At 43.5% G+C, this 24099-nt stretch carries 25 protein-coding genes; 11 read left to right on the plus strand and 14 right to left on the minus strand.

Annotation, left to right across the window (positions count from 1 at the left end; genetic code table 11):
* Positions 1 to 90 precede the first annotated feature (90 nt).
* Both ampE and ampD read right to left on the minus strand, forming a co-directional pair.
* Complete coding sequence (ampE, locus tag EAG18_RS00265; protein ID WP_125250428.1) at positions 91 to 828, minus strand: regulatory signaling modulator protein AmpE; 738 nt, start codon at positions 826 to 828, stop codon at positions 91 to 93.
* 6 nt (positions 829 to 834) lie between these two features.
* Positions 835 to 1377, minus strand: coding sequence for a 1,6-anhydro-N-acetylmuramyl-L-alanine amidase AmpD (gene ampD / locus EAG18_RS00270; RefSeq protein ID WP_125250429.1), 543 nt, complete (start codon positions 1375 to 1377; stop codon positions 835 to 837).
* Between the two features lie 206 nt (positions 1378 to 1583).
* Between ampD and nadC the strand changes: the two genes are divergently transcribed.
* The 6 genes from nadC to pilB all read left to right on the plus strand — a co-directional run bounded on the left by nadC (position 1584) and on the right by pilB (position 8153).
* On the plus strand, positions 1584 to 2426 hold the full coding sequence (gene nadC / locus EAG18_RS00275) for a carboxylating nicotinate-nucleotide diphosphorylase (protein WP_125250430.1): 843 nt from the start codon (positions 1584 to 1586) through the stop codon (positions 2424 to 2426).
* A gap of 539 nt (positions 2427 to 2965) precedes the next feature.
* Positions 2966 to 3439 carry a prepilin-type N-terminal cleavage/methylation domain-containing protein gene (locus EAG18_RS00280; protein ID WP_125250431.1) on the plus strand — a complete coding sequence of 158 codons (474 nt, stop codon included), beginning with the start codon at positions 2966 to 2968 and terminating at the stop codon, positions 3437 to 3439.
* A 48-nt stretch (positions 3440 to 3487) separates the two neighbouring features.
* A complete protein-coding gene (locus EAG18_RS00285) occupies positions 3488 to 4717 on the plus strand; it encodes a type II secretion system F family protein (RefSeq protein WP_125250432.1) in 1230 nt (409 codons plus the stop codon).
* A 135-nt stretch (positions 4718 to 4852) separates the two neighbouring features.
* Entirely contained in the window at positions 4853 to 5734 is an 882-nt protein-coding gene (locus tag EAG18_RS00290; RefSeq protein WP_125250433.1) for an A24 family peptidase, read from the plus strand.
* A 9-nt stretch (positions 5735 to 5743) separates the two neighbouring features.
* Entirely contained in the window at positions 5744 to 6373 is a 630-nt protein-coding gene (coaE, locus tag EAG18_RS00295) for a dephospho-CoA kinase (protein ID WP_125250434.1), read from the plus strand.
* A 103-nt stretch (positions 6374 to 6476) separates the two neighbouring features.
* Positions 6477 to 8153: a type IV-A pilus assembly ATPase PilB gene (gene pilB, locus EAG18_RS00300; protein WP_125250435.1), complete on the plus strand. Its 1677-nt coding sequence runs from the start codon at positions 6477 to 6479 to the stop codon at positions 8151 to 8153.
* Positions 8154 to 8726: 573 nt separating this feature from the next.
* On the opposite strand, the gene rlmM is transcribed toward pilB, so the two are convergent.
* The 12 genes from rlmM to hemA all read right to left on the minus strand — a co-directional run bounded on the left by rlmM (position 8727) and on the right by hemA (position 20125).
* Positions 8727 to 9812 carry a 23S rRNA (cytidine(2498)-2'-O)-methyltransferase RlmM gene (gene rlmM, locus EAG18_RS00305; protein WP_125250436.1) on the minus strand — a complete coding sequence of 362 codons (1086 nt, stop codon included), beginning with the start codon at positions 9810 to 9812 and terminating at the stop codon, positions 8727 to 8729.
* A gap of 21 nt (positions 9813 to 9833) precedes the next feature.
* On the minus strand, positions 9834 to 10202 hold the full coding sequence (locus EAG18_RS00310) for a DUF423 domain-containing protein (protein WP_125250437.1): 369 nt from the start codon (positions 10200 to 10202) through the stop codon (positions 9834 to 9836).
* Positions 10195 to 10833, minus strand: a complete 639-nt coding sequence (locus tag EAG18_RS00315) for an alpha/beta family hydrolase (protein WP_125250438.1) — start codon at positions 10831 to 10833, stop codon at positions 10195 to 10197. Before EAG18_RS00315 ends, EAG18_RS00310 begins: the two co-directional genes overlap by 8 nt.
* Complete coding sequence (locus tag EAG18_RS00320) at positions 10830 to 11735, minus strand: transcriptional regulator GcvA (RefSeq protein WP_010370478.1); 906 nt, start codon at positions 11733 to 11735, stop codon at positions 10830 to 10832. The genes EAG18_RS00315 and EAG18_RS00320 overlap by 4 nt, the downstream gene beginning before the upstream one ends.
* A gap of 85 nt (positions 11736 to 11820) precedes the next feature.
* Positions 11821 to 12675 (minus strand): 3-deoxy-8-phosphooctulonate synthase, encoded by an 855-nt coding sequence (gene kdsA / locus EAG18_RS00325; protein ID WP_125250439.1) that lies wholly within the window; start codon positions 12673 to 12675, stop codon positions 11821 to 11823.
* Between the two features lie 10 nt (positions 12676 to 12685).
* Positions 12686 to 13936 carry a DUF819 family protein gene (locus tag EAG18_RS00330; protein WP_125250440.1) on the minus strand — a complete coding sequence of 417 codons (1251 nt, stop codon included), beginning with the start codon at positions 13934 to 13936 and terminating at the stop codon, positions 12686 to 12688.
* A gap of 35 nt (positions 13937 to 13971) precedes the next feature.
* Entirely contained in the window at positions 13972 to 14802 is an 831-nt protein-coding gene (locus EAG18_RS00335; protein ID WP_170178651.1) for a tetratricopeptide repeat protein, read from the minus strand.
* Positions 14803 to 14958: 156 nt separating this feature from the next.
* On the minus strand, positions 14959 to 15333 hold the full coding sequence (locus tag EAG18_RS00340; protein WP_125250442.1) for a SirB2 family protein: 375 nt from the start codon (positions 15331 to 15333) through the stop codon (positions 14959 to 14961).
* A gap of 8 nt (positions 15334 to 15341) precedes the next feature.
* A complete protein-coding gene (locus EAG18_RS00345) occupies positions 15342 to 16883 on the minus strand; it encodes a response regulator (protein WP_125250443.1) in 1542 nt (513 codons plus the stop codon).
* Positions 16884 to 16931: 48 nt separating this feature from the next.
* On the minus strand, positions 16932 to 17774 hold the full coding sequence (prmC, locus tag EAG18_RS00350; protein WP_125250444.1) for a peptide chain release factor N(5)-glutamine methyltransferase: 843 nt from the start codon (positions 17772 to 17774) through the stop codon (positions 16932 to 16934).
* The gene (gene prfA / locus EAG18_RS00355) at positions 17774 to 18862 is read right to left on the minus strand and encodes a peptide chain release factor 1 (protein WP_125250445.1); all 1089 of its coding nucleotides are present in this window, start codon (positions 18860 to 18862) and stop codon (positions 17774 to 17776) included. Before prfA ends, prmC begins: the two co-directional genes overlap by 1 nt.
* A 6-nt stretch (positions 18863 to 18868) precedes the next feature.
* Complete coding sequence (gene hemA / locus EAG18_RS00360) at positions 18869 to 20125, minus strand: glutamyl-tRNA reductase (protein WP_125250446.1); 1257 nt, start codon at positions 20123 to 20125, stop codon at positions 18869 to 18871.
* Positions 20126 to 20208: 83 nt separating this feature from the next.
* On the opposite strand from hemA, the gene lolB reads away from it, so the two are divergent.
* The 5 genes from lolB (at position 20209) to pth (ending at position 24053) form a co-directional block, all read left to right on the plus strand.
* Positions 20209 to 20793, plus strand: a complete 585-nt coding sequence (gene lolB / locus EAG18_RS00365) for a lipoprotein insertase outer membrane protein LolB (RefSeq protein ID WP_185745533.1) — start codon at positions 20209 to 20211, stop codon at positions 20791 to 20793.
* Positions 20790 to 21638 (plus strand): 4-(cytidine 5'-diphospho)-2-C-methyl-D-erythritol kinase, encoded by an 849-nt coding sequence (gene ispE, locus EAG18_RS00370; RefSeq protein WP_125250448.1) that lies wholly within the window; start codon positions 20790 to 20792, stop codon positions 21636 to 21638. Before lolB ends, ispE begins: the two co-directional genes overlap by 4 nt.
* Positions 21639 to 21731: 93 nt before the next feature.
* The gene (locus EAG18_RS00375; RefSeq protein WP_010370444.1) at positions 21732 to 22679 is read left to right on the plus strand and encodes a ribose-phosphate pyrophosphokinase; all 948 of its coding nucleotides are present in this window, start codon (positions 21732 to 21734) and stop codon (positions 22677 to 22679) included.
* A gap of 161 nt (positions 22680 to 22840) precedes the next feature.
* Positions 22841 to 23449: a 50S ribosomal protein L25/general stress protein Ctc gene (locus tag EAG18_RS00380; RefSeq protein ID WP_125250449.1), complete on the plus strand. Its 609-nt coding sequence runs from the start codon at positions 22841 to 22843 to the stop codon at positions 23447 to 23449.
* 19 nt (positions 23450 to 23468) lie between these two features.
* Positions 23469 to 24053: an aminoacyl-tRNA hydrolase gene (gene pth, locus EAG18_RS00385; protein WP_125250450.1), complete on the plus strand. Its 585-nt coding sequence runs from the start codon at positions 23469 to 23471 to the stop codon at positions 24051 to 24053.
* The last annotated feature ends 46 nt before the right edge of the window (positions 24054 to 24099 follow it).

The following is a 24099-nucleotide window of genomic DNA, read 5'->3' on the forward strand; positions in this document are numbered from 1 at the left end:
ACAGCGTTAAAAATTTCTCATTTAGAACAACTAAATATCAAAATTTTTGCCTAGTTATCGACAAGGTTTTCTCGCCTCAAAATAGACCACTTAATCAATTTGTTCAGCTGCTAACGCTGTGGTTGTAACTATCTTTCGATTTGTGGTTTTGAAATCTAATACATGCTTTAGCCAAGTTGAGGTACCCTTGGTGAAATTACCGATGATCAAAAAACCAAAACTGGCGATCCGTGCAGGTATCCAGTTAAGCCAATAAAACAGCCTACATAGTTGCTCAGATACATGCTGCATAGGCGGAGCCTCTTGCTCGTGTTGCCAGTGTACAACCTGCCTAACTGCCGCATACAACACCGCCCCCGGAGCACCAAGTGCCACGAACCAAAATATCACGCCACAATAGTGTTGAAAGTTAATCCAAGAAAGGGTCTGTCCAAAAGTCTCGCCGCCAGGCTCATCTTCCAGTTTATCTTGCCCCATCTGCCACGCATACAGTGACGCCGCTTCGTTATCACCTCGAGTTAAGGCATTTAAGTATCCTTTGTACAGCTTGCGATATTTGGCACAACCAAAACAAATCAGCAAAATACAAATATTGACTGCAAACTGCCAAACCGCAAAGTCGCTAAAGTTATAAATTAGCGCAACCGCTAAAGCAGGCAGCACAAGCCAAATCATAATACCCAAATGTGTTCCTAATATACCGCCTGAACGTGTCCATGATTTGGTTTTGCTGTGATAGTTTTGCAGATAAAAGTCAGCTTGCCAGTGCTGCGCACGGGCGCCGAGTCGTTCAATTATAAGCGCAATAATGATAGAAATTAGAATCATGCTTACTTAACTCTCTTGGTTATTTAACAAGGAAAAATAGTGTTGCCAATCAAAAGCAGCGCCGGGATCTGTTTTACGCCCGGGTGCAATATCGTTATGTCCCACAATACGATCATTTGTGATCTTTGGATAGTAATGCTGAAGCCAACGCGTTGTTTTTACTAAACTCATGTATTGCGCTTGAGTGTAGGCGATGGTGTCTGTCCCCTCTAATTCAATCCCGATAGCAAAATCATTGCACCCTGCTTTTCCCTGCCACTGGGACACACCAGCGTGCCATGCTCGCTCACTAAATGAGACATATTGGGTGATGCTGCCATCGCGTTTGATCACACAGTGCGCCGACACTTCAAGCCCTTTGAGATCAGCAAATGTTGGATGAGCATGACAATCAAGTTTGCCCATAAAAAGTGCATCGATATAAGGCGTGCCAAAACACCCCGCAGGTAACGAGATATTGTGAATGACCAACAAATCAACCTCACACCCAATGGGGCGTTCATTATAGTGAGGTGATGCCGTTCGTTCTGCAAAAGGTAGCCAATTCAAAGTTTTAATTCCATGCTTTGGGTTAGCGTCGATTATAAAGACAAAATAAGACAAAAGGTAGGCGCAAATTTTAGCCACGTTATTACATTCTTTTTATCTGCCGGTATATCTTTATGCTGTGCGATGAAATTGCCTCCATCAATTGTACTCCTTTGCAAAGGCGCGTAAAATTCGACTATTGCAGCAAACAACAAAAAGACAACTCTATGATTGACCAAAACCTGATCCGCCAGTTGGTAACGATGGCACTAGATGAAGATCTCAACTACCAAACTCCAAATGATGGCGATATTACCGCAGCCCTAATCCCGCAATCGCAACACGCTCATGCTTATGTGATCACCAGAGAAGACTGTGTGTTTGTAGGTAAAGCAATCATTGAAGAAGTCTTCAAGCAAGTCGACCCAAGTGTCGCTGTTGAAGTGCTAGTCAACGACGGTGACTTCGTTGTTGCCAACACTCGCTTATTCACAGCCACAGGTTCCGCTCGAGCTATTTTAACGGCTGAGCGCACCGCGCTGAATTTTGTCCAAACTTTGTCGGGTACTGCAACCACCACTGCAAACTATGTTGCGGTGTTAGCTGGCACGCAAACCAAGCTATTAGATACACGTAAAACCATTCCAGGATTAAGAGCATTGCAAAAATATGCAGTTAAGTGCGGTGGTGGTGAAAATCATCGCATTGGTCTATTTGATGCGTATCTTATCAAAGAAAACCATATCGCAGCGTGCGGCAGTATCGCCACCGCTGTTGCAACTGCCCGTAACAACCACCCGGATAAGCCGGTAGAAGTTGAAGTAGAAAATCTAAACGAACTACAACAAGCCTTAGATGCTGGCAGCGATATTATTATGTTGGATAATTTCAGCGTGGATGAAATTTGCCAAGCGGTAGAGGTTACTCAAGGCAAAGCAAAACTGGAAGTGTCTGGTAACATGACAATAGAGACGCTCACAACCTACGCACAAGCCGGTGTCGATTTTATCTCCAGTGGCGCATTGACCAAACATGTGCAAAGTATTGATCTGTCAATGCGATTTGAATAATCATTGTTATCTTTATGGGCGTTTTTAACGCCCTACATTGTCTGTTTATCTGTAATCCTGCGTAATAGAGAAACTTGTCTATTTCATTGACAAATATACTGAAAACCCGTTAAATACGACAAAAGAATTAGATTGTAACAAGTTCTTAAAGTTCAGTAACGGTTAGTTCCATCTCTTTTTTGAACCTATATTAGGAAAGTTTGCGCTACCGCAAAAGAATCAATAATTTATTATTAAAATTTGATTGCTGCGCTCAACGTTTACTATTAAAGTATTTGTTAATTGTGAACGCGAGAACTAATTAAGTGCTACACTCATAAAAGATTAGGGACGGCTCACAGGCATACCAGATAAATCTCAAGAAGATATATTGAGTTAGGTGAAATCAATAGCAAATGCTAAACACCACCTTCTGGTATGTAAGATAAAGCACCAGCCAGTTTGTTGATAGAATAGATTGGTGATTATTGCAAAGGTTTTAATAAACGCTTAACGTAAACATCGTAACGTTAAGTCACTTAAAATTTAGGAGACACATCATGACTCAAAAACAACAGGGTGGTTTTACCCTAATCGAACTAATGATTGTAGTTGCAATCATCGGTATTCTAGCTGCTGTTGCTTTACCGCAATATCAAGATTACACGGCAAGAGCTAAAGCCTCAGAAATGCTACTTGCAGCGAGTACAGGCAAAACATGTGTAAGTGAGCGCGCTCAATATGGAAAAAATCCGGACACGTGTGATGCCAGTGCTACCGCGACTAAATACGCTAACGCATTCACAGTTGATGACGCTGGTGTAATAACAGTGACTGGAGCTTCCGACCTAGCAGGGTTAACGATGACATTAACGCCTCAAAATGGAACTGCTGCAGCAACTGCGGCCAATTTCGTTGGAGATTCCACTGCTACTCCAGCAGTTGCTGCTGGCTTCGTTCTAACTGAATGGAAGTGTGAAGGTTCAGCTTCTGGGACTGCCAAAGCAGCTTGGCTTCCAGGCACTTGCAGCTAGTAGTCTGTATTTGAGAAAGGGGTGGCAAAATGACCACCCCGCTATTATATGAAACAATCCAACGACAATAAGAATATAGATACCTTCGTTTGGTCTGGTGTGAGTAATAGAGGCAAAGTTTTGAGCGGCGAGATGTCTGGTCAGAGTATTGCTCTTGTTAAGGCACAGCTACGTAAACAAGGTATAACTCCCTCCAAAGTAAAGCGCAAACCCAAGCCTCTGTTCGGCTTTTCTGGTGCACAAAAAATAAAATCGGTTGATATTGCCACAACCACTAGACAAATTGCGACTATGCTCACAGCCGGTGTTTCTTTGGTGCAAACTCTGGAAATGCTTGCGCGTGGTATTAAGAATAAAAGTCTATCTAAATTAATTGGTCACATTGCTGATGAAGTAAAAGCTGGGCAACCTTTAGCTAAAACACTCCGCGCTTATCCGAGGTACTTTGACGAACTTTATTGTGACTTGGTTCATTCTGGTGAGCAATCCGGTGCTCTTGATAGAATTTTTGACCGGATTGCAGTATATAAAGAAAAAACTGAAGCGCTAAAATCGAAGATTAAAAAGGCGCTTTTTTACCCGATTGCAGTCGTTGCCGTTGCACTTATTGTAACGGGCATTTTACTTATTTTTGTTGTACCTCAATTCCAAGACATCTTTGCTGGTTTTGGGGCAGAGCTGCCAGCCTTTACGTTAATGGTAATTGCAATTTCTGAATTTATGCAGGAATACTGGTGGATGTTTGTGCTTGGTGTTAGCTTATTTGGCTACACCTATAAAGAAATGCTTATTCGCAGTAGTGCAGTTAAACATTTTAATGATCGCATGATCTTAAAACTGCCTATTGTAGGCGATATTTTAAAAAAAGCAGCCGTTGCACGTTATGCACGCACCCTTTCCACCACCTTCGCCGCAGGTGTACCGCTTGGTGATGCACTAGACTCCGCTGCTGGTGCGTCAGGAAATATTATTTATAAAAATGCCATTCGAGAAATAAAAGCTGAGGTCAATGCCGGTAACCAAATGCACTGGGCGATGCACAACACCAAAGTATTCCCTGATATGGTAGTGCAAATGGTGTCTATAGGTGAAGAGTCTGGATCATTAGACAGTATGCTTGCTAAAGTCGCTAATATCTACGAGCAGGAAGTGGACGATGCCGTCGACGGCCTTTCAAGTCTTCTAGAGCCACTTATTATGGTCGTATTAGGCGTACTTATTGGTGGCCTCATTATCGCGATGTACTTACCTATTTTCCAGCTGGGCTCTGTGGTTTAGACCGTTTGGCAGTGTTGCGTTATTCTCAACTTGATGTGGTACACTGCCGCACATCTAGACATCAAGTACAGTCTAGTAAATAGGTACCGAGCGCGACTCGGAAGTTTCACTTAAATAAAAATAAGCGCACGACTTATGCACGACATTATTCACTTGATGCAAACACAATTATGGTACTGGTTACTGACAGTAGCTGTTGTTAGTCTTTGTATCGGTAGCTTTTTAAATGTGGTTATACTCCGTTTACCCAAAATGATGCAAAACAATTGGCAATCTGAGTGTCGAGTTTTACTTGCTGATGAGCTTAAAACGCCGCCAAGCACAGATACCGAAACATTTAATTTAGTCAAGCCAAACTCTCATTGTCCAAGCTGCAAAGCACCTGTCAAAGCATGGCAAAATATACCTCTGCTAAGCTGGATACTATTAAAAGGCAAGTGCCACCATTGCAGTGCGTCTATCTCTGTGCGCTATCCGCTTGTTGAATTAGTAACCGCAATACTAGCAACTTGGGTTGCTTGGCACTTTGGTGCAAGCCTTGAAGCTGTCCTTTATATCGTTATTACATGGGTGCTGGTCGCGCTCACGGTTATTGACATCGATGAAATGTTATTACCAGATCAACTTACTTTGCCAACATTATGGTTGGTGCTTATTGCCAGCAGTTTAGGTGTGGGAGTGTCTCCTGGCACAGCAATTATTGGCGCAGCCGTTGGCTACTTGAGCTTGTGGAGTGTGTACTGGCTATTTAAATTGCTGACCGGAAAGGAAGGCATGGGCTATGGCGATTTTAAATTGCTCGCTATTTTTGGTGCCTTGATGGGATGGGAAGCCATCTTAACCATCGTTTTATTGTCTAGCCTAGTTGGTGCCATTATTGGCAGTATACAACTGAGTGTTCAGGGTCGTGACAAAGCCACGCCGATTCCATTTGGCCCTTACTTGGCCATCGCTGGCTGGATCACCTTGATGTATGGCGAGCAGCTCCAGCATTGGTACGTTAACTTAATCATGTGATGAAAAACAATGCTAAAAACAAATAACTGGATTTTAGGGGTAACAGGTGGCATTGGTGCGGGCAAAACTGCGATCACCCAGCATTTACAACAAAAAAAGATTACTGTCGTTGATGCTGACATCGTTGCCCGTGAAGTCGTGGCTATAGGCTCGCAAGGACTACAGGCCATTGTTAATGAGTTTGGTAACAATATTCTCCTTGCAGATGGTGGGTTAGACAGAGCCAAATTACGAGCGATTATTTTTGCAGATGATCATAAAAAACAGTGGCTCGATGCGCTATTACACCCGCTGATACGTAACACACTGCTCACGCAGCTAAACGAAGCACAAAGCGACTATGTTATCTTGTCCGCACCGTTGTTATTTGAAAATGGCCTAGAACGTTATTGCGATGCCACTTTACTCGTTGATGCGTCAGTTGAAACACAAATACAAAGAACGACAAAACGCGATAATGTAGACCCTACTCAGGTAGAGCGTATTATTGCAGCGCAGATGCCACGGCAAGAAAAGCAGAAAAAAGCAGACTACATATTAAACAACGACCGTCCGCTCGAAGAAAGTTTGCAAGCGTTAGACACACTACACCAGACATTTTTAACTGAAGCAAAAATACAGCAGAAGCGGCACACATAAGGAACTGCGTCTTGGGTAAGTAGTCAAAATGACATAATTTAATCTACACTCAGCGTAATGATAAATATTGAATAAGCATTGAATGTGAAGGCAAAGAGGTACTATGGAACATCATTCCCCACTACTGCGTAAGTTTATTACTCTCGGGCGAGTCACTGCCGAGCAAATAAAATCTCGTCAGTCAGAAGCTAACACCACTGCTGAATTGATATGCCTCAGCTCAGGAATGAGTTCAAAAGAGCTCGCTGAAGAATGTTTGGAGTTGTTTAAAGTTCCTTACTTTAATCTAGATCATTTTAATGTCAGTGAAGTTCCACAAGCACTAGTCAAAGAAAAATTGATCCGCAAACACCATATTTTGCCGCTGGTACAAAAAGGTCGAAAACTGTATGTTGCAGCATCAGATCCCACTGATTTTGGTGCATTTGAAAACTTTGAATTTAGCACTGGGCTGCAATGTGAAGTGTTAGTCGCAGACTATAAAAAGCTCGAGACTAAAATCGATCAATTGTTTGATGCCACCGGCGGACTGTCGATTTCAGAGGCTGAATTTAAAGAGTTTGCTGATCTTGACGTTGAAGAAGAGCCAAAACCCCAAAATACCAGTGAAGACAAAGATGATGCGCCAATCATTGTTTACATCAATAAGATATTGATGGATGCGATAAAAAAAGGAGCATCGGATCTACATTTTGAGCCATACGAAAAGAAATACCGAGTGCGCTTTCGTATTGATGGATTGCTACATGAGATGGCGAGCCCCCCTAATACATTGGCAACACGCCTAGCTGCGCGTATCAAGGTCATGGCTCACTTAGACATTGCAGAGAAGCGAAAGCCTCAAGACGGTCGTATTAAACTCAAAATATCTGAGCGTAAAAGTATCGACTTTCGTGTTAGTACACTCCCGACCATGTGGGGTGAAAAAATCGTAATGCGTATTTTAGATTCTTCCAGTGCTATGTTGGGGATTGACGTACTAGGTTACGAACCTGAACAAAAAAAGCTGTATCTGGATGCGCTTGAGCAACCACAGGGGATGATTTTGGTTACTGGCCCAACGGGCTCAGGTAAGACAGTATCATTATACACCGGTTTGAATATTCTTAACCAACCAGAGCGAAATATCAGTACCGCGGAAGATCCTGTGGAGATAAACCTTGAAGGTATAAACCAAGTTCAGATCAACCCTAAAGCAGATATGACTTTTGCCAATGCCCTTAGAGCGTTTCTGCGCCAAGATCCTGATATTGTGATGGTTGGTGAGATCCGTGACCTTGAAACCGCAGAGATCTCCATCAAAGCAGCACAAACCGGTCATTTGGTATTAAGTACACTGCATACAAACTCAGCTCCAGAGACCCTTACCCGCCTTTTGAACATGGGTGTGCCAGCTTATAACGTAGCCAGTTCAGTCAGCCTGATCATTGCTCAGCGTCTTGCAAGACGTCTTTGTCCTAAATGTAAGACGCCAGAAACCTTACCTGACGAAGCACTACTGGGACAAGGCTTTAGCGCTGATCAAATTAAGGAACTCACCCTTTTTGCACCAAAAGGGTGTGACAGCTGCACCGACGGCTATAAAGGTCGAGTGGGTATTTATGAGGTCGTAAAGATCACCCCTGAGATTTCCCATTTAATCATGGAAGGTGGAAATTCACTGGAAATTGCTGAACAAGCGGAAAAATCAGGGTTTGATAACTTGCGCAAATCTGGTTTAAAAAAAGCAGCAGCTGGCGTGACATCACTGACGGAAATCAACCGAGTGACAAGCTATTAAACGCATACGGGAGCAGCCATGCATCGCATTCTTGTAACAAGAAAAAGATCACGATGTAAAATCGCTACTACCAATCAGCGAATCACTTGGGTGGGAGCCGTTTTACACGGCGATATTGTATAAGTGCTCGCGATGTAAAATCGCTCCTACCACAAATAAGCTACTCTGTGTGGGAGCCGTTTTACACGGCGATGGTATAAAAATCTCGCGATGTAAAATCGCTCCTACCACAAATCAGCGAACCACTCGTGTGGGAGCCGTTTTACACGGCGATGGTGTAAAAGTACTCGCGATGTAAAATCGCTCCTACCAATCAGCTAATCACTTGGATGGGAGCCGTTTTACACGGCGATTTTGTAAAAGTACTCGCGATATAAAATCGCTCCTACCACAAATCAGCGAACCACTTGGGTGGGAGCCGTTTTACACGGCGATTTTGTAAAAGTGCTCGCGATGTAAAATCGCTCCTAACACAAATAAGCTAATCACTTGGGTGGGAGCCGTTTTACACGGCGATTTTGTAAAAGTGCTCGAGATGTAAAATCGCACCTACCACAAATAAGCACCTAGCAATCAGCTATACAAGTTTTGTGGTACTTTCAATACATTAATGTGTACCGTTACTTCCTCGCGATCGTGATATAAATGCTTTGCTTGAATTTCGTAGTCAACATTGTATTTTTGCAGCTCTTCATGAATTAAAGTGAGACATTCATACACACTGTCAAAACGCTTTTTCATTGGTAGCTTTAAGTTAAATATAAGCTCACGAGCAAACGCATTAACTATCCAATCTACCATCAAGTCTGCGACTCGGGTGGGCTTCTCAACCATATCGCAAACCAACCAATCAATATTGCGCTTTTCTGGGCGGTACTTAAACCCATCTTCACGGAAGTGTTTCACTTGTCCTGTTTCCATCAAGTTTTCATTCATGGGTCCATTATCAATCGCAGCAACAAACATACCGCGGCGCACAAGCTGATACGTCCAACCACCCGGACACGCCCCCAAGTCAACTGCTCGCATGCCTGATCTCACACGTGTTTCTTGCTGAGCTTTTGGCACAAATACATGAAATGCCTCATCTAACTTAAGAGTAGAGCGGCTTGGCGCATCCGAAGGCATTCTAAGGCGCGGGATCCCCATAAAAAAAGGTGAATTGTTATCACTGAATGAATAACCCACATACGCTGTGTTATTCGCTAAAAACAGCACATGCAACACAGGTTTGGCAGACTTTACCTCACGAGTCAGTTTGTTTTGCTTTTCAAGCGCTTTTGATAAAGGCGTCGAAAACTTTTTACAGAATTTAGAAAGCTCTTTCCCCTCATTGGTATCCGGTGTTTCTACACGCAGCTCACCACACAAGGGGAAGTCCTGCACCGCCTCTTTTATCACACTGACTCTATCTTCAATCGGCATATCTGTTTGCAAAGTACCAACAAACCACTGTCTAGCAAATACCAGCTTTTTAAAGTCTATTTTCTTTGCTAATGTCTCAGCATCATTAGGCGAAAAACACTCAAACGTTACGTACGCAGTATTAGGTTTGGCTTTTACATAACCTGCAATACCATGCTTTGCAGCATAATGATTAATTTCAGCAGCGGCGTCATTTTCAAAACCACCACGACAATAGATAACGATACTCGACATCAGATTCTCAGTAAGACTTAATTAAAAGGAAGATTTAGTAGCTTGAATAATCAATAAGATCCAAGCTATCAAAAAACAGCTGCCGCCAATAGGCGTAATAGGGCCCAGCCACTTCATATTAGTTAACGCCAGTAAGTATAGACTGCCACTAAACAGCAATACGCCAGCGATAAAAAAGCCACCTACGAGCTGCACTTTTAGCCCCCATTTGATTAAAAATGCAGTCGCGATAATGGCAAGGCCATGGGTCATTTGGTACTGTGCAGCAGTATTAAAAATACCAATCGCATACTCGCTTAGACGGCCTTTTAGACCATGTGCAGCAAAAGCCCCAAGCGCCACAGACAGCAAGCAAAATACACTACCCACGATGAGATAAAGTTTAGCCATGACAGTGTTCCTTGATAAAGCTAGCAGCAATTGCTGCTGCATTGGCACGACTTTCAGCTTCACTAACACCGCTTACTTTACGCGGCTTTAATGAGTGATCACCATCTTTTAGCCACTTTACCGTTATTTGCTCTGGGAAGCACATCGCATCCACTTCAGTGCGGTTGCCAAAGGTATCCCGCTCACCTTGTAAAATTTGCATTGGGCAGTTTAGCTCAGGAAAGTGATCTACTCTCAGTTTTTCAGGTTTTCCCGGCGGATGGAACGGATAACCAARTGCCAAAACACCTTGAAGATTTACTGATGTCTCGCAAGCCAACATCGAAGCCATGCGCCCCCCCATCGATTTACCACCAATAAATAGCGGTAAATCAGGCTCGACCGCCGTTAAGACTTGCTCAAAGTAAGCGAGTAATTTTGGAGCACGTTCAGGCGGACGTTTTTTCCCTTCGCGTTTTGCTTGCTGCATATATTCAAAGTCAAACAAGCCCACTTGAACCCCCGCTGCAGCTAGTAACTTAGCCATTTCTTGCATAAAGTCACTGTCACTGCCAGCGCCAGCACCGTGGGCAAAAATAAATTGTGCCACTGGGTTTTCTGCATAGTGCCATTCAATATTTACTGTGCTCATAAACTATTTAACTCTTGTTCGTGTTCTACCATACCGAGCATCCATTCTTTGAATGAGACAATTTTACCCAGTTCCGATTGCGACTCTCTAAATACTAAGTAATAGGCGTTTTTACTTTCAAGGTGATGACTAAATGGAATAACCAGTCGACCCGCATCAATATCCGGCCTTGCCAGTACGCTATTGCCCAGCGCCACACCTTGGCCGTGAATTGCCGCCTGTAATACCATAGAAGAGTGACTGAAAATAGGCCCGGTATTGACCGCAACGTTTCTGACTCCCGCGGTTTTCATCCATGCCTTCCAAGCTCGCCGAGTAGTGTCATGCAATAAAGTATGTTGCGCGAGGTCGCTTGGCTGATTTAACGGCTTTGGACCCGTTAATAAAAATGGGCTACATAACGGCACGAAATATTCAGTATGTAATTTATGGGTTTGCACACCATTCCAGTTACCACGGCCATAGTAAATCGCTACATCTACATCGTCGGTTAATGAATTGTCATCATGGTCCTGAGCTTTTATCCGTACATCGATTTCTGGGTGCAATTCATTAAAATTACTGAGCCTTGGCACCAACCATTGAATCGCAAAGCTCGGCGTCAGGCTCACCGTCAGCGAGCCTTTTGCACCTCGCGCCAGCAATTTTTCAGTGGCATCAATTAACTGTGAAAAAATATCTTTTATATCGAGGTAATAGCCCTGCCCTTCCTCGGTTAACAGCAGCGAGCGGTTTTTGCGTAAAAACAACTTTAGCCCAAGATGTTCTTCTAAGATTTTAATTTGATGACTAACCGCTGCCTGCGTGACATACAGCTCCTCTGCTGCTTTGGTAAAGCTCAGATGCCGTGCCGCCGCTTCAAAGGCCTTTAATGCGTTTAATGGTGGAACTCGTCGTGACATTTATTCATGCCTATAAAAAACCCGCAATACGCGGGCAATTAATATACCCAAGCAATCAAGTCACACAAGATTGCTTGGCTATAGATTATAAATCAGCAGCACTGGTGTCCAGTGGCGCAAAACTTTTAACAAGCTCATCTACTGCCTTCATTTGCTGTAAATAGCCTTCAAGCTTAGCAAGCGGCAGCGCACAAGGGCCGTCACATTTTGCTTCATTTGGATTTGGGTGCGCCTCAATAAAAAGTCCAGCTAATCCCAGCGCCATACCACTTCGAGCAAGTTCTGCTGCTTGAGCACGACGGCCATCAGCAGAATCGCTACGGCCACCAGGGCGTTGTAGCGCATGTGTCGCATCAAAAATCACTGGTGCCATACGCTTCATGTCATCCATTCCCAGCATATCAACAATGAGGTTATTGTAGCCAAAGCTACTTCCACGCTCGCACAAGATCACCTTGTCGTTACCAGCTTCATTAATTTTTTTAATAATGTGGCGCATTTCGTGTGGCGCTAAAAACTGAGGCTTCTTCACATTTATCACCGCGCCAGTTTCTGCCATCGCGACAACCAAGTCAGTTTGACGGGCTAAGAAGGCAGGTAATTGAATAACATCCGCAACTTCTGCTACCGGTTTTGCTTGAAATGGCTCATGTACATCAGTGATCACTGGTACATTAAAAGTCTTTTTGACTTCTTCAAAAATCTTTAAGCCTTCTTCCATGCCAGGGCCACGGTAAGAATTGATTGACGAGCGATTGGCTTTATCAAATGACGCTTTAAATACGTATGGGATCCCAAGCTTACTCGTCACTTCAACATAATGCTCTGCGATTTGCATYGCCAAGTCACGTGACTCAAGCACATTCATACCACCGAACAGTACAAACGGCTTATCGTTAGCAACCTCACGTCCCGCGACGTTAATAATATCTGTATTCATTTTTTATCCTTTAGCTACCAATCACACGAAGCAATTGTCCGCATAACCAAGCCATATATGTACCAAGCGCATAGCCAAGTACCGCTAATAACACCCCAACCGGCGCAAGCGCGGGATGAAATGCCGAAGCAACTACCGGGGCTGATGCTGCACCACCAATGTTTGCTTTACTGCCAACAGCAATATAAAACACTGGAGCTTTAATAATTTTAGCTACAATAAATAATAGCCCGACGTGCACCGCCATCCAAATAACACCAATAACAACATACTTGGGCGCTTCCACAATCTTGGTAATATCCATGTGTAAGCCTATCGTTGCAACGAGTATGTACAAAAAGCTTGAGCCTATTTTTGACGCGCCAACCGCTTCATACTGGCGAGCTTTGGTGAACGATAACGCCAACCCAATCGTTGTCACTAATACAATGATCCAAAAAAGCTTGCTGTGAAGTGAAAATTTCTTTAGTTCTGGATAGTTAGCGCTGAAAAATGGCACAAGTAAATCAGCAGCAAAGTGCGCTAACCCCGTAGCACCAAAGGCAAATCCAACAAGGATCATAAAGTCTTTTAACTCTGGACGTCTTGCATGCTCAGCCTCAAACGCCTGGACTTTGTCAATCAGTCGGTTGATTGAGGAGGTATCTGCACCCGTTTTAGCGTCAATTTCTTTATTTCGCGCCGCCATATAGAGCAAGCACGCCATCCACAGGTTTGCGACAACAATATCAACCGTTACCATGATGGTGAAGATTTCTCCGCCTGCACCATAAATCTCTTTCATAGCCACCATATTGGCACCACCGCCAATCCAGCTTCCTGCAAGCGCAGCCATACCGCGCCATACGGCTTCTGGACCAGTTACACCGAGTAGTTCTGGCATCAAGGTAGCAGTAAGTAAAAGCGCAATTGGACCACCAATCACCACACCCACCGTTCCCGTCAAGAACATGATAATTGCCTTTTTGCCTAACCCAGCGATAGACTTAAGATCAATGCTTAAAGTGAGCAATACTAAACAAGCAGGGAGCAAATAATACTTTGCAACGGTATATACATCATTGTTATTACCATCAACGATACCAAATGTGTTGAGCAATGACGGTAAAAAATAACACATTAATAGCGCGGGAATATACTTGTAAAACTTCGCCCAAAAGCCACTCTTTTGGCTAGAGGTGTAAAAAACGAAGCCTAGGATTACGGCCAACAGTCCCATAATGACCGCATTATTTGTAACAAGCGCAGTACTTTGCTCCATAACTCCTCGCTGTTATTATTTTTATGACACTATTTTTAATGCAGAATATTGTTATGATCGGCCAACTCTTTTATTTGGTGTTGGATCACTTCAATAGTCGGATCGTCAGGACATTCATCAATAAAAAATTGCAAATCATCCTTTGCCATTTTTGGGCAATTTAATTGATTCAACAAATAACCTCTATCACGGCGTTCATAAGGATCATCGCCTAATATATCCATTAGTTGTTCAACACAACTCAACGCATGACCAAACTTTTCTACTGCAATAAAGGCCCATTTTTGCTGAGATAGGTATAGCTTTACGGATTCTTCGTTGAAAATCAGCTCCATTGGTTCTTGATCTTGCTCTTGGTCTTTTTTACTTTCATTCTCCGGCATAATATACCAAGTTTGATGACCAGAGCTTGGTTCAACGACATATCCTTCTTCTTCACTCAGTGCAACATGAACAATAATTTCACCTTGACTTAAGGCCAAGCTCGCATTGAGTTTTGCGCGCTCAAGTAGGTGAACTAAAATAAGTCCTAGTGCAGTATTTGTTCCGCTGCGCATTGAAAGTGCATAACATACGCTGTTGAGTTTGTACTCAGGAACGTCTTGACTACTGCCACTAAATAACCATTGAGTATAAAAAGCATCTAAAACGCCATCTAAACACTTATGCTGGTTTTTTTGTTTTTGGCGGATCTCATCCACGGCAAATTCAAGTTCAGCTAACTGACATAACGTTTCATTGGTGTCAGCTTGTGCATCCCAACTTTGCTCAGCCTTGATACAACGGATCAAGGGTGGGTAGGAAAATGCATCTGAATTGTCATCGAGAGATAAGTCATTCTCATCTAACCAGATATCATTCTTCATAGAATTCAGTTTCTCTTGAATGCTTTTATTAAGAGCGACTAGTTTACCACTTTTTGTCATATTGCCAAAAGGCGTAAAAAAGTAATCCTAGTCGCGAACTAATTAAACCGAATCTCGGTTAATTACAGAGGTGCTATAGAAGCGCTATGATGTCGGTTAAAAAAGCAAGCTTTGCTTGCTAACAGCCAAGTGTGCGATTGCCAGCAATACAAGCGTTGCTGTACCAAGGGCTATTATTTTTATTTTCTTAGCGCCTGCTTTTGCAATCACAAAACCAAGTGCTATGTAACCAAACACTAATATAATTTTTTGTAACAACCAAGGCTGCTGCCCCGGGCTCAACCCTGCAGTCACAGCTAGAACAACAGCAGTGATCAGCAATAAAGTATCAACACTGTGACTGGTAATGAACACGCCTTTATTTGCTGCTAACTTGCCAGAACCCAAGCGTGAAAATGCACGGGTGTAAAACAGCACAATACTCAATACCACAAACAATAAATGCGTGTGTTTTAACGCCATATAATCCATAAAAATCTCTAGTCAGGGAATCGTTGTAAGATTGATTCTAACTCATTTATACAGCGATTGAATACATCTACGAGTGTAGGATCAAAGTGTTTACCTCTTTGTGCGGTAATTTCGCGCAGTGCGTCTTCTTTGCTCCATGCTTCTTTATAACAGCGCTTGTGACGTAGTGCGTCATATACATCTGCCAACGCTACAATCCTGCCGTAAAGGTGGATCTCATCACCTTTTTTCCCTTTAGGGTAGCCACTACCATCCCATTTTTCATGGTGATCTCTAGCTATCAACGCGCCAGCACTGACAATTTCTCGGCGTGAGTCTTTGAGTAATTCAAACCCTTTTTCTGTGTGGGTCTGCATTACCTTCCATTCTTCATCTGTAAGCTTACTCGGTTTGTTTAAAATGGCATCGGGGATCCCCACCTTGCCGACATCGTGTAGAGGTGATGCCATTTTGACAAGCTCTGCCTCTTTGTCGGACAAACCTATTTCCTTAGCTAAGGCATGACACAGATAAGCCACCCTTTTCACATGATTTCCTGTGTTTGTTGAGTGTAACTCCAACGCTTCGCTCAAGCGGATCACTAATTCTTGCTGGGTATCTTCTATTTCAGCTTGAAGCTGCACGTTTTCGTATGCTAACTGCATATTCTGCGCAAAAATATCAATCAGGTGTCTTTGCGTTTCAGTTAAAAACTCAGGGATCCCAGACACAAACAGCATCGAAGCGTGATTATAATCGCTAGAACAATACGCAAATAGATAATTATCTTTATAAACAATATCTTTTTCTTGAAGCGCTTTTAGGCAAGCATCCATTTGGTCACTGCTTAGCACTTCAGCGATAGGTTTACCCTCGCTGCTTTCAAACTCACCGCGCCCTGCAAACACCACTAACTGGTCATTGCTTTGTCCAGCTTCTTTACCTGCTGCAAGGGAAGTTGCATACATTGCCTGATCAACAGTGCCAAGGAGCGACGTCAACTGCTGGAGCACTCCTTCTATAAAGCTCTCGATTGAATGTGTCGCGAAAATATCTCGAGATGCTTTAATAATTTTTTCCAGCCCCTGTCTAGATTGGTCAATAGCCAGAATATCTCGATACGAACGCAAACTCGACATCACGACGGTAAAAAGCTTTTGCGCTGTCAGTTCAGTTTTTGACTTGTAGTCATTAATATCATAGTTGACAATCACTTGGCGCTCCGGCGCTTGGCCAGGCTGCCCCGTTCTTAGAATGATACGGATGTGGTTGTTCTTGGCCACTTCACGAATGTACTTAGCAACTTGTAAGCCGGCATCATCGCTTTCCATCACCACATCAAGCAGTACAACCGCTGCATCAGGGTGACTATCCACAACCTTTTTTGCTTCCTCGCCGGAATAGGCACTAATAAACTCGAGCCGTTTATTCTGAAACTCAAAGTCACTGAGCGCCAACTTAGTCACCGCATGCACCTCAGGTTCATCATCAACAATAATGACCTTCCAAGTACCAACCTTTTCGGGTTCTACTACATCAGCGGGTTCATCTGAAAACAAAAAATCATCCATATTGCGGATCCTATTGAAGCGCCTAATTCTGGTGTGGATTCGTGGCTTTTAAGGCAGCATTGCCAACGTCACTCTATCACACCCTGCCATATCTTTTATGGTAAGTATATTAATATACGCCATTTCTGCAAAAAACTGACGGATCTTACTCGCTTGCTCAAAGCCATGTTCGAGTAGTAGATAACCGCCAGCGTTTAAATGCCTTTTGGCGCAGGTAATAATATGAAAAATATCAGCATAGCCATGCATCTCAGCGACTAACGCACTGCGCGGCTCAAACCTAACGTCGCCTTGAGATAAGTGGTGATCTTCCTCATCTATATACGGTGGATTACTGACGATAAGATCAAACTGCTGCTCAGCCAAAGCGTCGAACCAGTCACTTTGTAAAATGGTCACGTTATCAAAGCCTAACTGAGTTTGATTTTCCTTAGCTAACGCGACTGCTGCCGCTGAAGCATCAACCGCGGTGACTTCCCATGAGGGGTATTCACTCGCTAAAGCTAACGCAATTGCTCCAGTGCCTGTGCCTAAGTCTAGCACTTTTGCATCATTTGGCATGGTCAGTGTGAGTACATGCTCTACTAATGTTTCTGTATCAGGTCTTGGAATAAGTGTGCTGTTGTTAACCTTAAGCGGTAAGCTCCAGAACTCTCTTTGGCCGGTAATGTGTGCAACTGGTTCACCGGTGATGCGACGTTTGATGTAAGTTTCGAACAATGATTGTTGCGGCTTTGAGAGCTCCGCTTCAGGCCATGTAAAGAGGTAAGTGCGGTTTTTTTCAATGACGTGAAGTAACAGCACTTCACTGTCTAGCTTTGCTGATTCGGAGTAGTCATGCAGTTGTTTGGTTGCCCAAGCAATAGCCTGGGCAATAGTGAGCACTGACATCAATCGCCATCACTCATTGCTGCAAGTAGGTCGGCCTGATATTCAATCACAAGCGGATCAATAACCGCACCAAGCTCTCCCGACATTACTTCGTTTAGGCGATAAAGTGTTAAATTTATGCGGTGGTCAGTAATACGCCCTTGAGGATAGTTATAGGTACGAATACGCTCAGAGCGGTCACCGCTACCTACTAAGTTACGGCGCTCAGACGCTTCTGCTGCGGCTCGCTTTTCGTCTTCAGCTTGTTGTAAACGAGCGCTCAGTACTGACAAGGCTTTAGCTTTGTTCTTATGTTGTGAACGCTCATCCTGACACTCCACCACTACACCTGTTGGTAAGTGCGTAATACGGATGGCAGAATCCGTTTTGTTGACGTGCTGACCACCGGCACCTGAAGCACGGAAAGTATCAATTTTTAAATCTGATGGATTAATTTCTATGGCTTCGGCTTCTGGAATTTCTGCCATCACCGCCACTGTACACGCAGAAGTATGTACGCGACCTTGCGACTCTGTTTCAGGTACTCGCTGCACTCGGTGCGCACCAGACTCAAACTTAAGTTTACCATAAACGCCGTCACCACTAATATTTGCGATCACTTCCTTATAACCACCATGCTCACCTTCGTTAGCACTGATGATTTCTACGCGCCATTTTTGTGTTTCCGCGTAGCGGCTATACATACGGAATAAATCACCTGCAAAAATGGCAGCTTCATCACCTCCAGTGCCCGCACGCACTTCTAAAAACACGTTATTATTGTCTTTTGGATCTTTAGGTAACATTAGTACCTGGAGGTCATCTTCAAGTGCTGCAATAGCTGCCTTGGCTTCTTTGTACTCTTCCTGCGCCATTTCTCGCATATCTGGATCTGAGTCTTTTAGCATTTCTTCTGCAGTTGCTACGTCTTCCTGAGCCTGTTGGTAGGCTGTAAACGCTTTAACTACATCTTCTAATTCTGAGAACTCTTTAGATAAGGCGCGAAAGCGGTTCTGATCGCTAATTACCTCAGGTGAGCTTAGCATGGCTTGCACTTCTTCATAGCGCTCTACTAAGGTTTCTAACTTACGATATACAGACTCTTTCATTAACTGTTATTCCTGCTCAATTCCTAATGTTTGCTTAAGTTGCGCTAACTTGTCGATATTACCTTCTTTCGCGGCCTCTTGAATGGCGCGTGTGGGTGCATGGGTTAGTCGATTACTCAGCTTATTTGCTAATTCGATAATAATTTTTTCTGCGTCTTTGCCCGATTGTAGCTGATTTAACGCTTYTTCTACGAGCTCATTTTTTATTTCTTGTGCACTTTGGCGATATTGCCGAATGACATCTACGGAGTGCAGCGAGCGCTGCCACTCAGAAAACTCTTGGGTACGAACATCAATAATTTGCTGCGCTTCAATAGCAGCCTGCTCACGGCTTGCCAAATTTTCATTCACAATGGCCTGAAGGTCATCAACAGAGTAAAGGTAAGCAGCATCTAGCTCTGATACCTGACTTTCAATATCGCGAGGTACTGCAATATCGATAAATAACATTGGCTTGTGTCGACGCTTTTTAAGCGCCTGCTCAACCATACCCTTCCCTATAATCGGCAAAGTACTGGCCGTGGAACTAATGACAATATCGGCATCAGGTAACGCCTCAGGAAGCTGTGCCAACGAAATCACACTCCCGCCTATTTCTGTTGCTAGGTTTTGCGCACGCTCAATGGTTCTATTCGCAACAGTAATAGATTTAGGGTTATGCTGCGAGAGATGTTTTGCTACCAGTTCAATGGTTTCACCAGCCCCTATCAGTAATACCTGTGTTCTGTCTAACTGGCCATAAATGTGCTTAGCTAAATTTACCGCGGCATAGGCGACTGAAACAGCACTGGCACCAATGTCTGTCTCTGTACGCACCTGCTTTGCCACTGAAAATGTTTTTTGAAATAGTCTCTCAAAGGTCGGATGAATAGCTTGATGTTGCTTTGCTGTACTAAACGCCTGTTTGATTTGCCCAAGGATCTGCGGTTCACCGAGCACCAAAGAGTCCAGCCCACAAGCCACACGCATTAAATGGTTTACGGCATCTTGGTTCATATGCACATAGACATTTTCCGTTAAGGCTCGTTGCTCTATGTTATGAAACTCAGATAGCCAATTGAGTAATGCTTGGGGATCAGCAGACTCAAGGCTACAATAGATTTCGGTTCGATTGCAGGTCGACACAATCACAGATTCTTTAAACTGCGAAGAATGTTGGAGTTGGTGCAATGCTTCTGTAAGCTGTTCTGGAGAAAACGCCACTTTTTCACGTAATTCTACAGACGCGGTTTTGTGATTGATACCAAGTGCGATGATGGTCATAGATGCCAGTATTGCTCGAGCCCTGCTTTAAAGTCGGTAATTTTACCAAAAATCAATCGAATATGGAAAGTAAGGAAAGGCCTTTGAGACAACTTCATTTGATTTTACTCATATTTTTATTAATTTTAACAGGCTGTGCGCAACAATTACCTCTGCAAAATGCGGCACAAGACTGGCGTTCTAAGCTAAAACAACAAAAAAATTGGCAAGCTCGAGGTAAACTTGCATTCATTGCTCCAGACAATCGTCAATCAGCCAACTTTAATTGGTATTTAAAGGAAAACAAACAAAATCTGATCTTAACTAGCTTTGTCGGCACCCGTATATTTGAACTTGCTGAGCTAGACACACACTCTGAACTGACCTTTGAAGACAATGTCCACAAAGGTATGGACAGTAGTGACTTAGTCAAACGCTTAAGTGGACTGTCGCTACCTGTAAACCAAGCTCCACAGTGGTTAACTGGACAAGTTCAAGCACCAGCCAACAAACTTGATGATCTTGGTAGAATAAAAAACACACAATGGCAAAGCCCATCAGGCCGAGTGTGGCAAATCACCTATCAACAATATAAAATGCAAGATGGCATGTGGTTACCGAGCCGTATGAAACTCTCATCGACCAACATTGAGGTCAAAGTATTAATCACTTCATGGCAGTTCAAATGAAGACTCTGACACTAAGCGCTCCGGCAAAATTAAATCTTTTTCTGCATATCAACGGTCGTCGAGAAGACGGCTACCATGAGCTAGAAACTTTATTTACTTTTTTAGATTTTGGCGATGAGTTAGCCTTTACACTCACCGACACCAATCAAAATATCATTATTACTGGCGATACTGCGGATATCCCACTTGAGCAAAACCTCATTTATAAAGCCGCTAAAACACTCGAGCCGTACAAAAAAGTTACAGCAGGAGTCGAAATCCACCTAAATAAAAAACTACCTATGGGTGGAGGGGTTGGAGGGGGCTCTTCGGATGCAGCAACCACATTGCTGGCACTAAATACACTTTGGCAATGTCAACTTACTATTTCAGAACTTGCAAAAATAGGCTTAGGTTTAGGTGCGGATGTACCTGTATTTGTCGAAGGTAAAACAGCCGTTGCACATGGTATTGGGGAGCAGCTTGAGCCAATGGATATTCCACAAAAATGGTATTTAGTGGTTGCCCCGCCGGTTCATGTCAGCACAGCATTAATCTTCACGCATCCAGATTTGCCTCGTGCTACTCCTAAGCTTAAAAACGGTTGGAAACTCTCGGATACAGGCAATGACTGTCAAACTCTTGTCAAAAAGCTTTACCCCGAGGTTGAAAAGACCCTCACGTGGTTGCTAAAATATGCACCAACCAAAATGACTGGTACTGGAGCTTGTTGTTTCGCGGAGTTTGAAAATCGTGAGGCAGCGCTGCGTGTGCTCGAAACTCTACCATCATCTTGGCAGGGCTTTATTGCCCAAAATACAAGTGAGTCAATTTGTCATCGACAATTACGCGCTTGGCAAAACTAGAAGTAAATTGTTTAAGTTAGCTTGTTTTGACTTTTTTATTTCATGGTCATTGCATGTTAGTCCAAAAAAATTCAGTGCCTGAGGAACCCTACCGTGCCCGACATGAAGCTCTTCGCTGGTAACGCAACACCTGAGCTAGCTCAAAAAGTTGCAAAACGTTTGTTTATAGAGTTAGGTGATGCCGTTGTTGGCCGTTTTAGCGACGGTGAAATTAGCGTTCAAATCAACGAAAACGTTCGTGGTTCAGATGTATTCATCATCCAATCAACATGTGCTCCTACAAATGATAATTTAATGGAGTTAATCGTCATGGTTGATGCGCTACGTCGTGCATCTGCTGGTCGTATCACAGCCGTTATTCCTTATTTCGGTTATGCACGCCAAGACCGCCGAGTGCGCTCTGCTCGTGTTCCAATTACTGCAAAAGTGGTAGCAGATTTCCTATCAAGTGTTGGTGTTGACCGTGTCCTTACTGTTGACCTACACGCAGAACAAATCCAAGGTTTCTTCGACGTACCTGTAGACAATGTATTCGGAAGCCCTGTGCTTATCGAAGACATGAAAGAGCGTAAGTTTGAAGATGTAGTCGTGGTTTCACCTGATATTGGCGGCGTTGTTCGTGCTCGTGCGATTGCAAAACTGTTAGACGACAAAGACCTTGCTATTATAGATAAGCGCCGTCCGCAAGCTAACGTTTCTCAAGTGATGCACATTATCGGTGATGTAGCTGGTCGTGACTGTATTATCGTCGATGATATGATTGATACTGGTGGTACACTGTGTAAAGCTGCTGCTGCGCTTAAGGAACATGGTGCAAAACGCGTATTTGCTTATGCGACTCACCCAGTGCTTTCAGGTAATGCTGCTGAGAATTTACGTAACTCAGTGATTGATGAAGTTATCGTAACTGACTCAATACCTCTTTCAGATGAATTAAAAGCACTCGATAACATCAAAGTACTAACACTTGCAGATATGATGGCTGAAACTATTCGTCGTATCAGCAACGAAGAGTCTATCTCTGCGATGTTTCAACACTAATCAGCAATAAAACTGATTAGCCAAAAAGCACCTCTGGTGCTTTTTTTGTTTTATAGGTTTCATTGCAGGTGCGTTAGTGGTATATTGGCGCGCCTTTTTTAGGCAGGGAGCTTGGTCGCGAGCTCTCTGACATATTAACTTAAATTATTTTGGAGACATCCATGTCTGTATACAAATTAGACGCTGAAGTACGTTCTGACCTAGGTACTGGTGCGAGCCGCCGCCTACGTCGCGCTGACAAAGTTCCTGCAATCCTATACGGTGCTGGTAAAGATGCAGTTTCACTAACTCTTGACCACAACAAAGTATTAAAAGCGCAAGAAGACGAAGGTTTCTACACTCACATCCTTACGCTAAACATCGGCGGTGAGTCTGTTGAAGCAATTCTTAAAGATATCCAACGTCACCCGTACAAGCCTAAGATCACTCACTTAGACTTCCAACGCGTTGATGCTTCACAGAAGCTACACACTAAGATCCCTGTTCACTTCATCAATGAAGAAAAAGCAGCGAAAGGCGGTAACACTATCGTTCACCAACTAACTGAAATCGAAATCACTTGCCTACCAGCAAGACTTCCTGAGTTCATTGAAGTTGACGTAGCGAATGTAGCTGCTGGTGAAACTCTACACCTATCTGATATCACACTTCCAGCAGGTGTTGTGTCAGTTGAGCTGGCTAAAGGTGCAGATCACGACCAAGCAGTAGTTTCAGTAAACGCTCCTAAAGCAGCTCCTGCTGAAGAGTCTGCTGAAGACGCAGCTGAGTAATTATTCAGGTGTTAGCACCTTGAATAATATTCAAATGCTTGTGGGCCTGGCAAATCCAGGCCCCGAATACGCAAACACCCGTCATAATGCTGGCGCATGGTTTATTGAAGAACTAGCCAGACGATACAACTGCCTCCTTAAACCAGACTCTAAGCACCATGGCCTTACTGGCAAAGTGCTCATCAACAATCAAGAGTTTAAATTACTGATCCCTACTACTTATATGAATTTGAGTGGTAAAGCAGTCTCGAGTCTTGCCAATTTTTATAAAATCCCCGTTGAGAGTATTCTCGTTGCTCATGATGAAATGGATATTGAACCCGGTATTGCCAAACTTAAAAAAGGTGGCGGCCATGGTGGTCATAATGGTCTAAAAGACATCATAGCAAAAATGGCAAACAACAAAGAGTTTATGCGACTACGTGTTGGAATTGGCCATCCAGGACACAGAGACAAGGTAACTGGTTGGGTCTTAGGCAAAGCCCCACAAGCGGATCAAGAAAAAATTGAGGCCGCTGTTGATGAAGCAGTCAGATGTATGGAAATACTCGCAAAAGACGGTGTGTTAAAGGCGCAAAATAGACTACATTCATTTAAACCGTAACAGTTCACTGCTGCGACTTAATTGAGTCATACCTAAGCTTCTCGGT

Origin of the sequence: Pseudoalteromonas sp. J010 (assembly GCF_003934235.1) — a bacterium.
Taxonomy (GTDB): domain Bacteria; phylum Pseudomonadota; class Gammaproteobacteria; order Enterobacterales; family Alteromonadaceae; genus Pseudoalteromonas; species Pseudoalteromonas peptidolytica.

Excerpts from the sequence above, each read along its gene's own strand:
- prfA (WP_125250445.1), bottom strand. The coding sequence starts at position 18,862 with ATGAAAGAGTCTGTATATCGTAAGTTAGAAACCTTAGTAGAGCGCTAT.
- ampE (WP_125250428.1), bottom strand. The coding sequence starts at position 828 with ATGATTCTAATTTCTATCATTATTGCGCTTATAATTGAACGACTCGGC.
- EAG18_RS00320 (WP_010370478.1), bottom strand. The coding sequence starts at position 11,735 with ATGTCACGACGAGTTCCACCATTAAACGCATTAAAGGCCTTTGAAGCG.
- EAG18_RS00340 (WP_125250442.1), bottom strand. The coding sequence starts at position 15,333 with ATGGATTATATGGCGTTAAAACACACGCATTTATTGTTTGTGGTATTG.
- EAG18_RS00280 (WP_125250431.1), top strand. The coding sequence starts at position 2,966 with ATGACTCAAAAACAACAGGGTGGTTTTACCCTAATCGAACTAATGATT.
- coaE (WP_125250434.1), top strand. The coding sequence starts at position 5,744 with ATGCTAAAAACAAATAACTGGATTTTAGGGGTAACAGGTGGCATTGGT.
- EAG18_RS00380 (WP_125250449.1), top strand. The coding sequence starts at position 22,841 with ATGTCTGTATACAAATTAGACGCTGAAGTACGTTCTGACCTAGGTACT.
- prmC (WP_125250444.1), bottom strand. The coding sequence starts at position 17,774 with ATGTCAGTGCTCACTATTGCCCAGGCTATTGCTTGGGCAACCAAACAA.
- EAG18_RS00330 (WP_125250440.1), bottom strand. The coding sequence starts at position 13,936 with ATGGAGCAAAGTACTGCGCTTGTTACAAATAATGCGGTCATTATGGGA.
- rlmM (WP_125250436.1), bottom strand. The coding sequence starts at position 9,812 with ATGTCGAGTATCGTTATCTATTGTCGTGGTGGTTTTGAAAATGACGCC.
- EAG18_RS00310 (WP_125250437.1), bottom strand. The coding sequence starts at position 10,202 with ATGGCTAAACTTTATCTCATCGTGGGTAGTGTATTTTGCTTGCTGTCT.
- ispE (WP_125250448.1), top strand. The coding sequence starts at position 20,790 with ATGAAGACTCTGACACTAAGCGCTCCGGCAAAATTAAATCTTTTTCTG.
- EAG18_RS00345 (WP_125250443.1), bottom strand. The coding sequence starts at position 16,883 with ATGGATGATTTTTTGTTTTCAGATGAACCCGCTGATGTAGTAGAACCC.
- EAG18_RS00285 (WP_125250432.1), top strand. The coding sequence starts at position 3,488 with ATGAAACAATCCAACGACAATAAGAATATAGATACCTTCGTTTGGTCT.
- EAG18_RS00290 (WP_125250433.1), top strand. The coding sequence starts at position 4,853 with ATGCACGACATTATTCACTTGATGCAAACACAATTATGGTACTGGTTA.
- pilB (WP_125250435.1), top strand. The coding sequence starts at position 6,477 with ATGGAACATCATTCCCCACTACTGCGTAAGTTTATTACTCTCGGGCGA.
- nadC (WP_125250430.1), top strand. The coding sequence starts at position 1,584 with ATGATTGACCAAAACCTGATCCGCCAGTTGGTAACGATGGCACTAGAT.
- EAG18_RS00335 (WP_170178651.1), bottom strand. The coding sequence starts at position 14,802 with ATGAAGAATGATATCTGGTTAGATGAGAATGACTTATCTCTCGATGAC.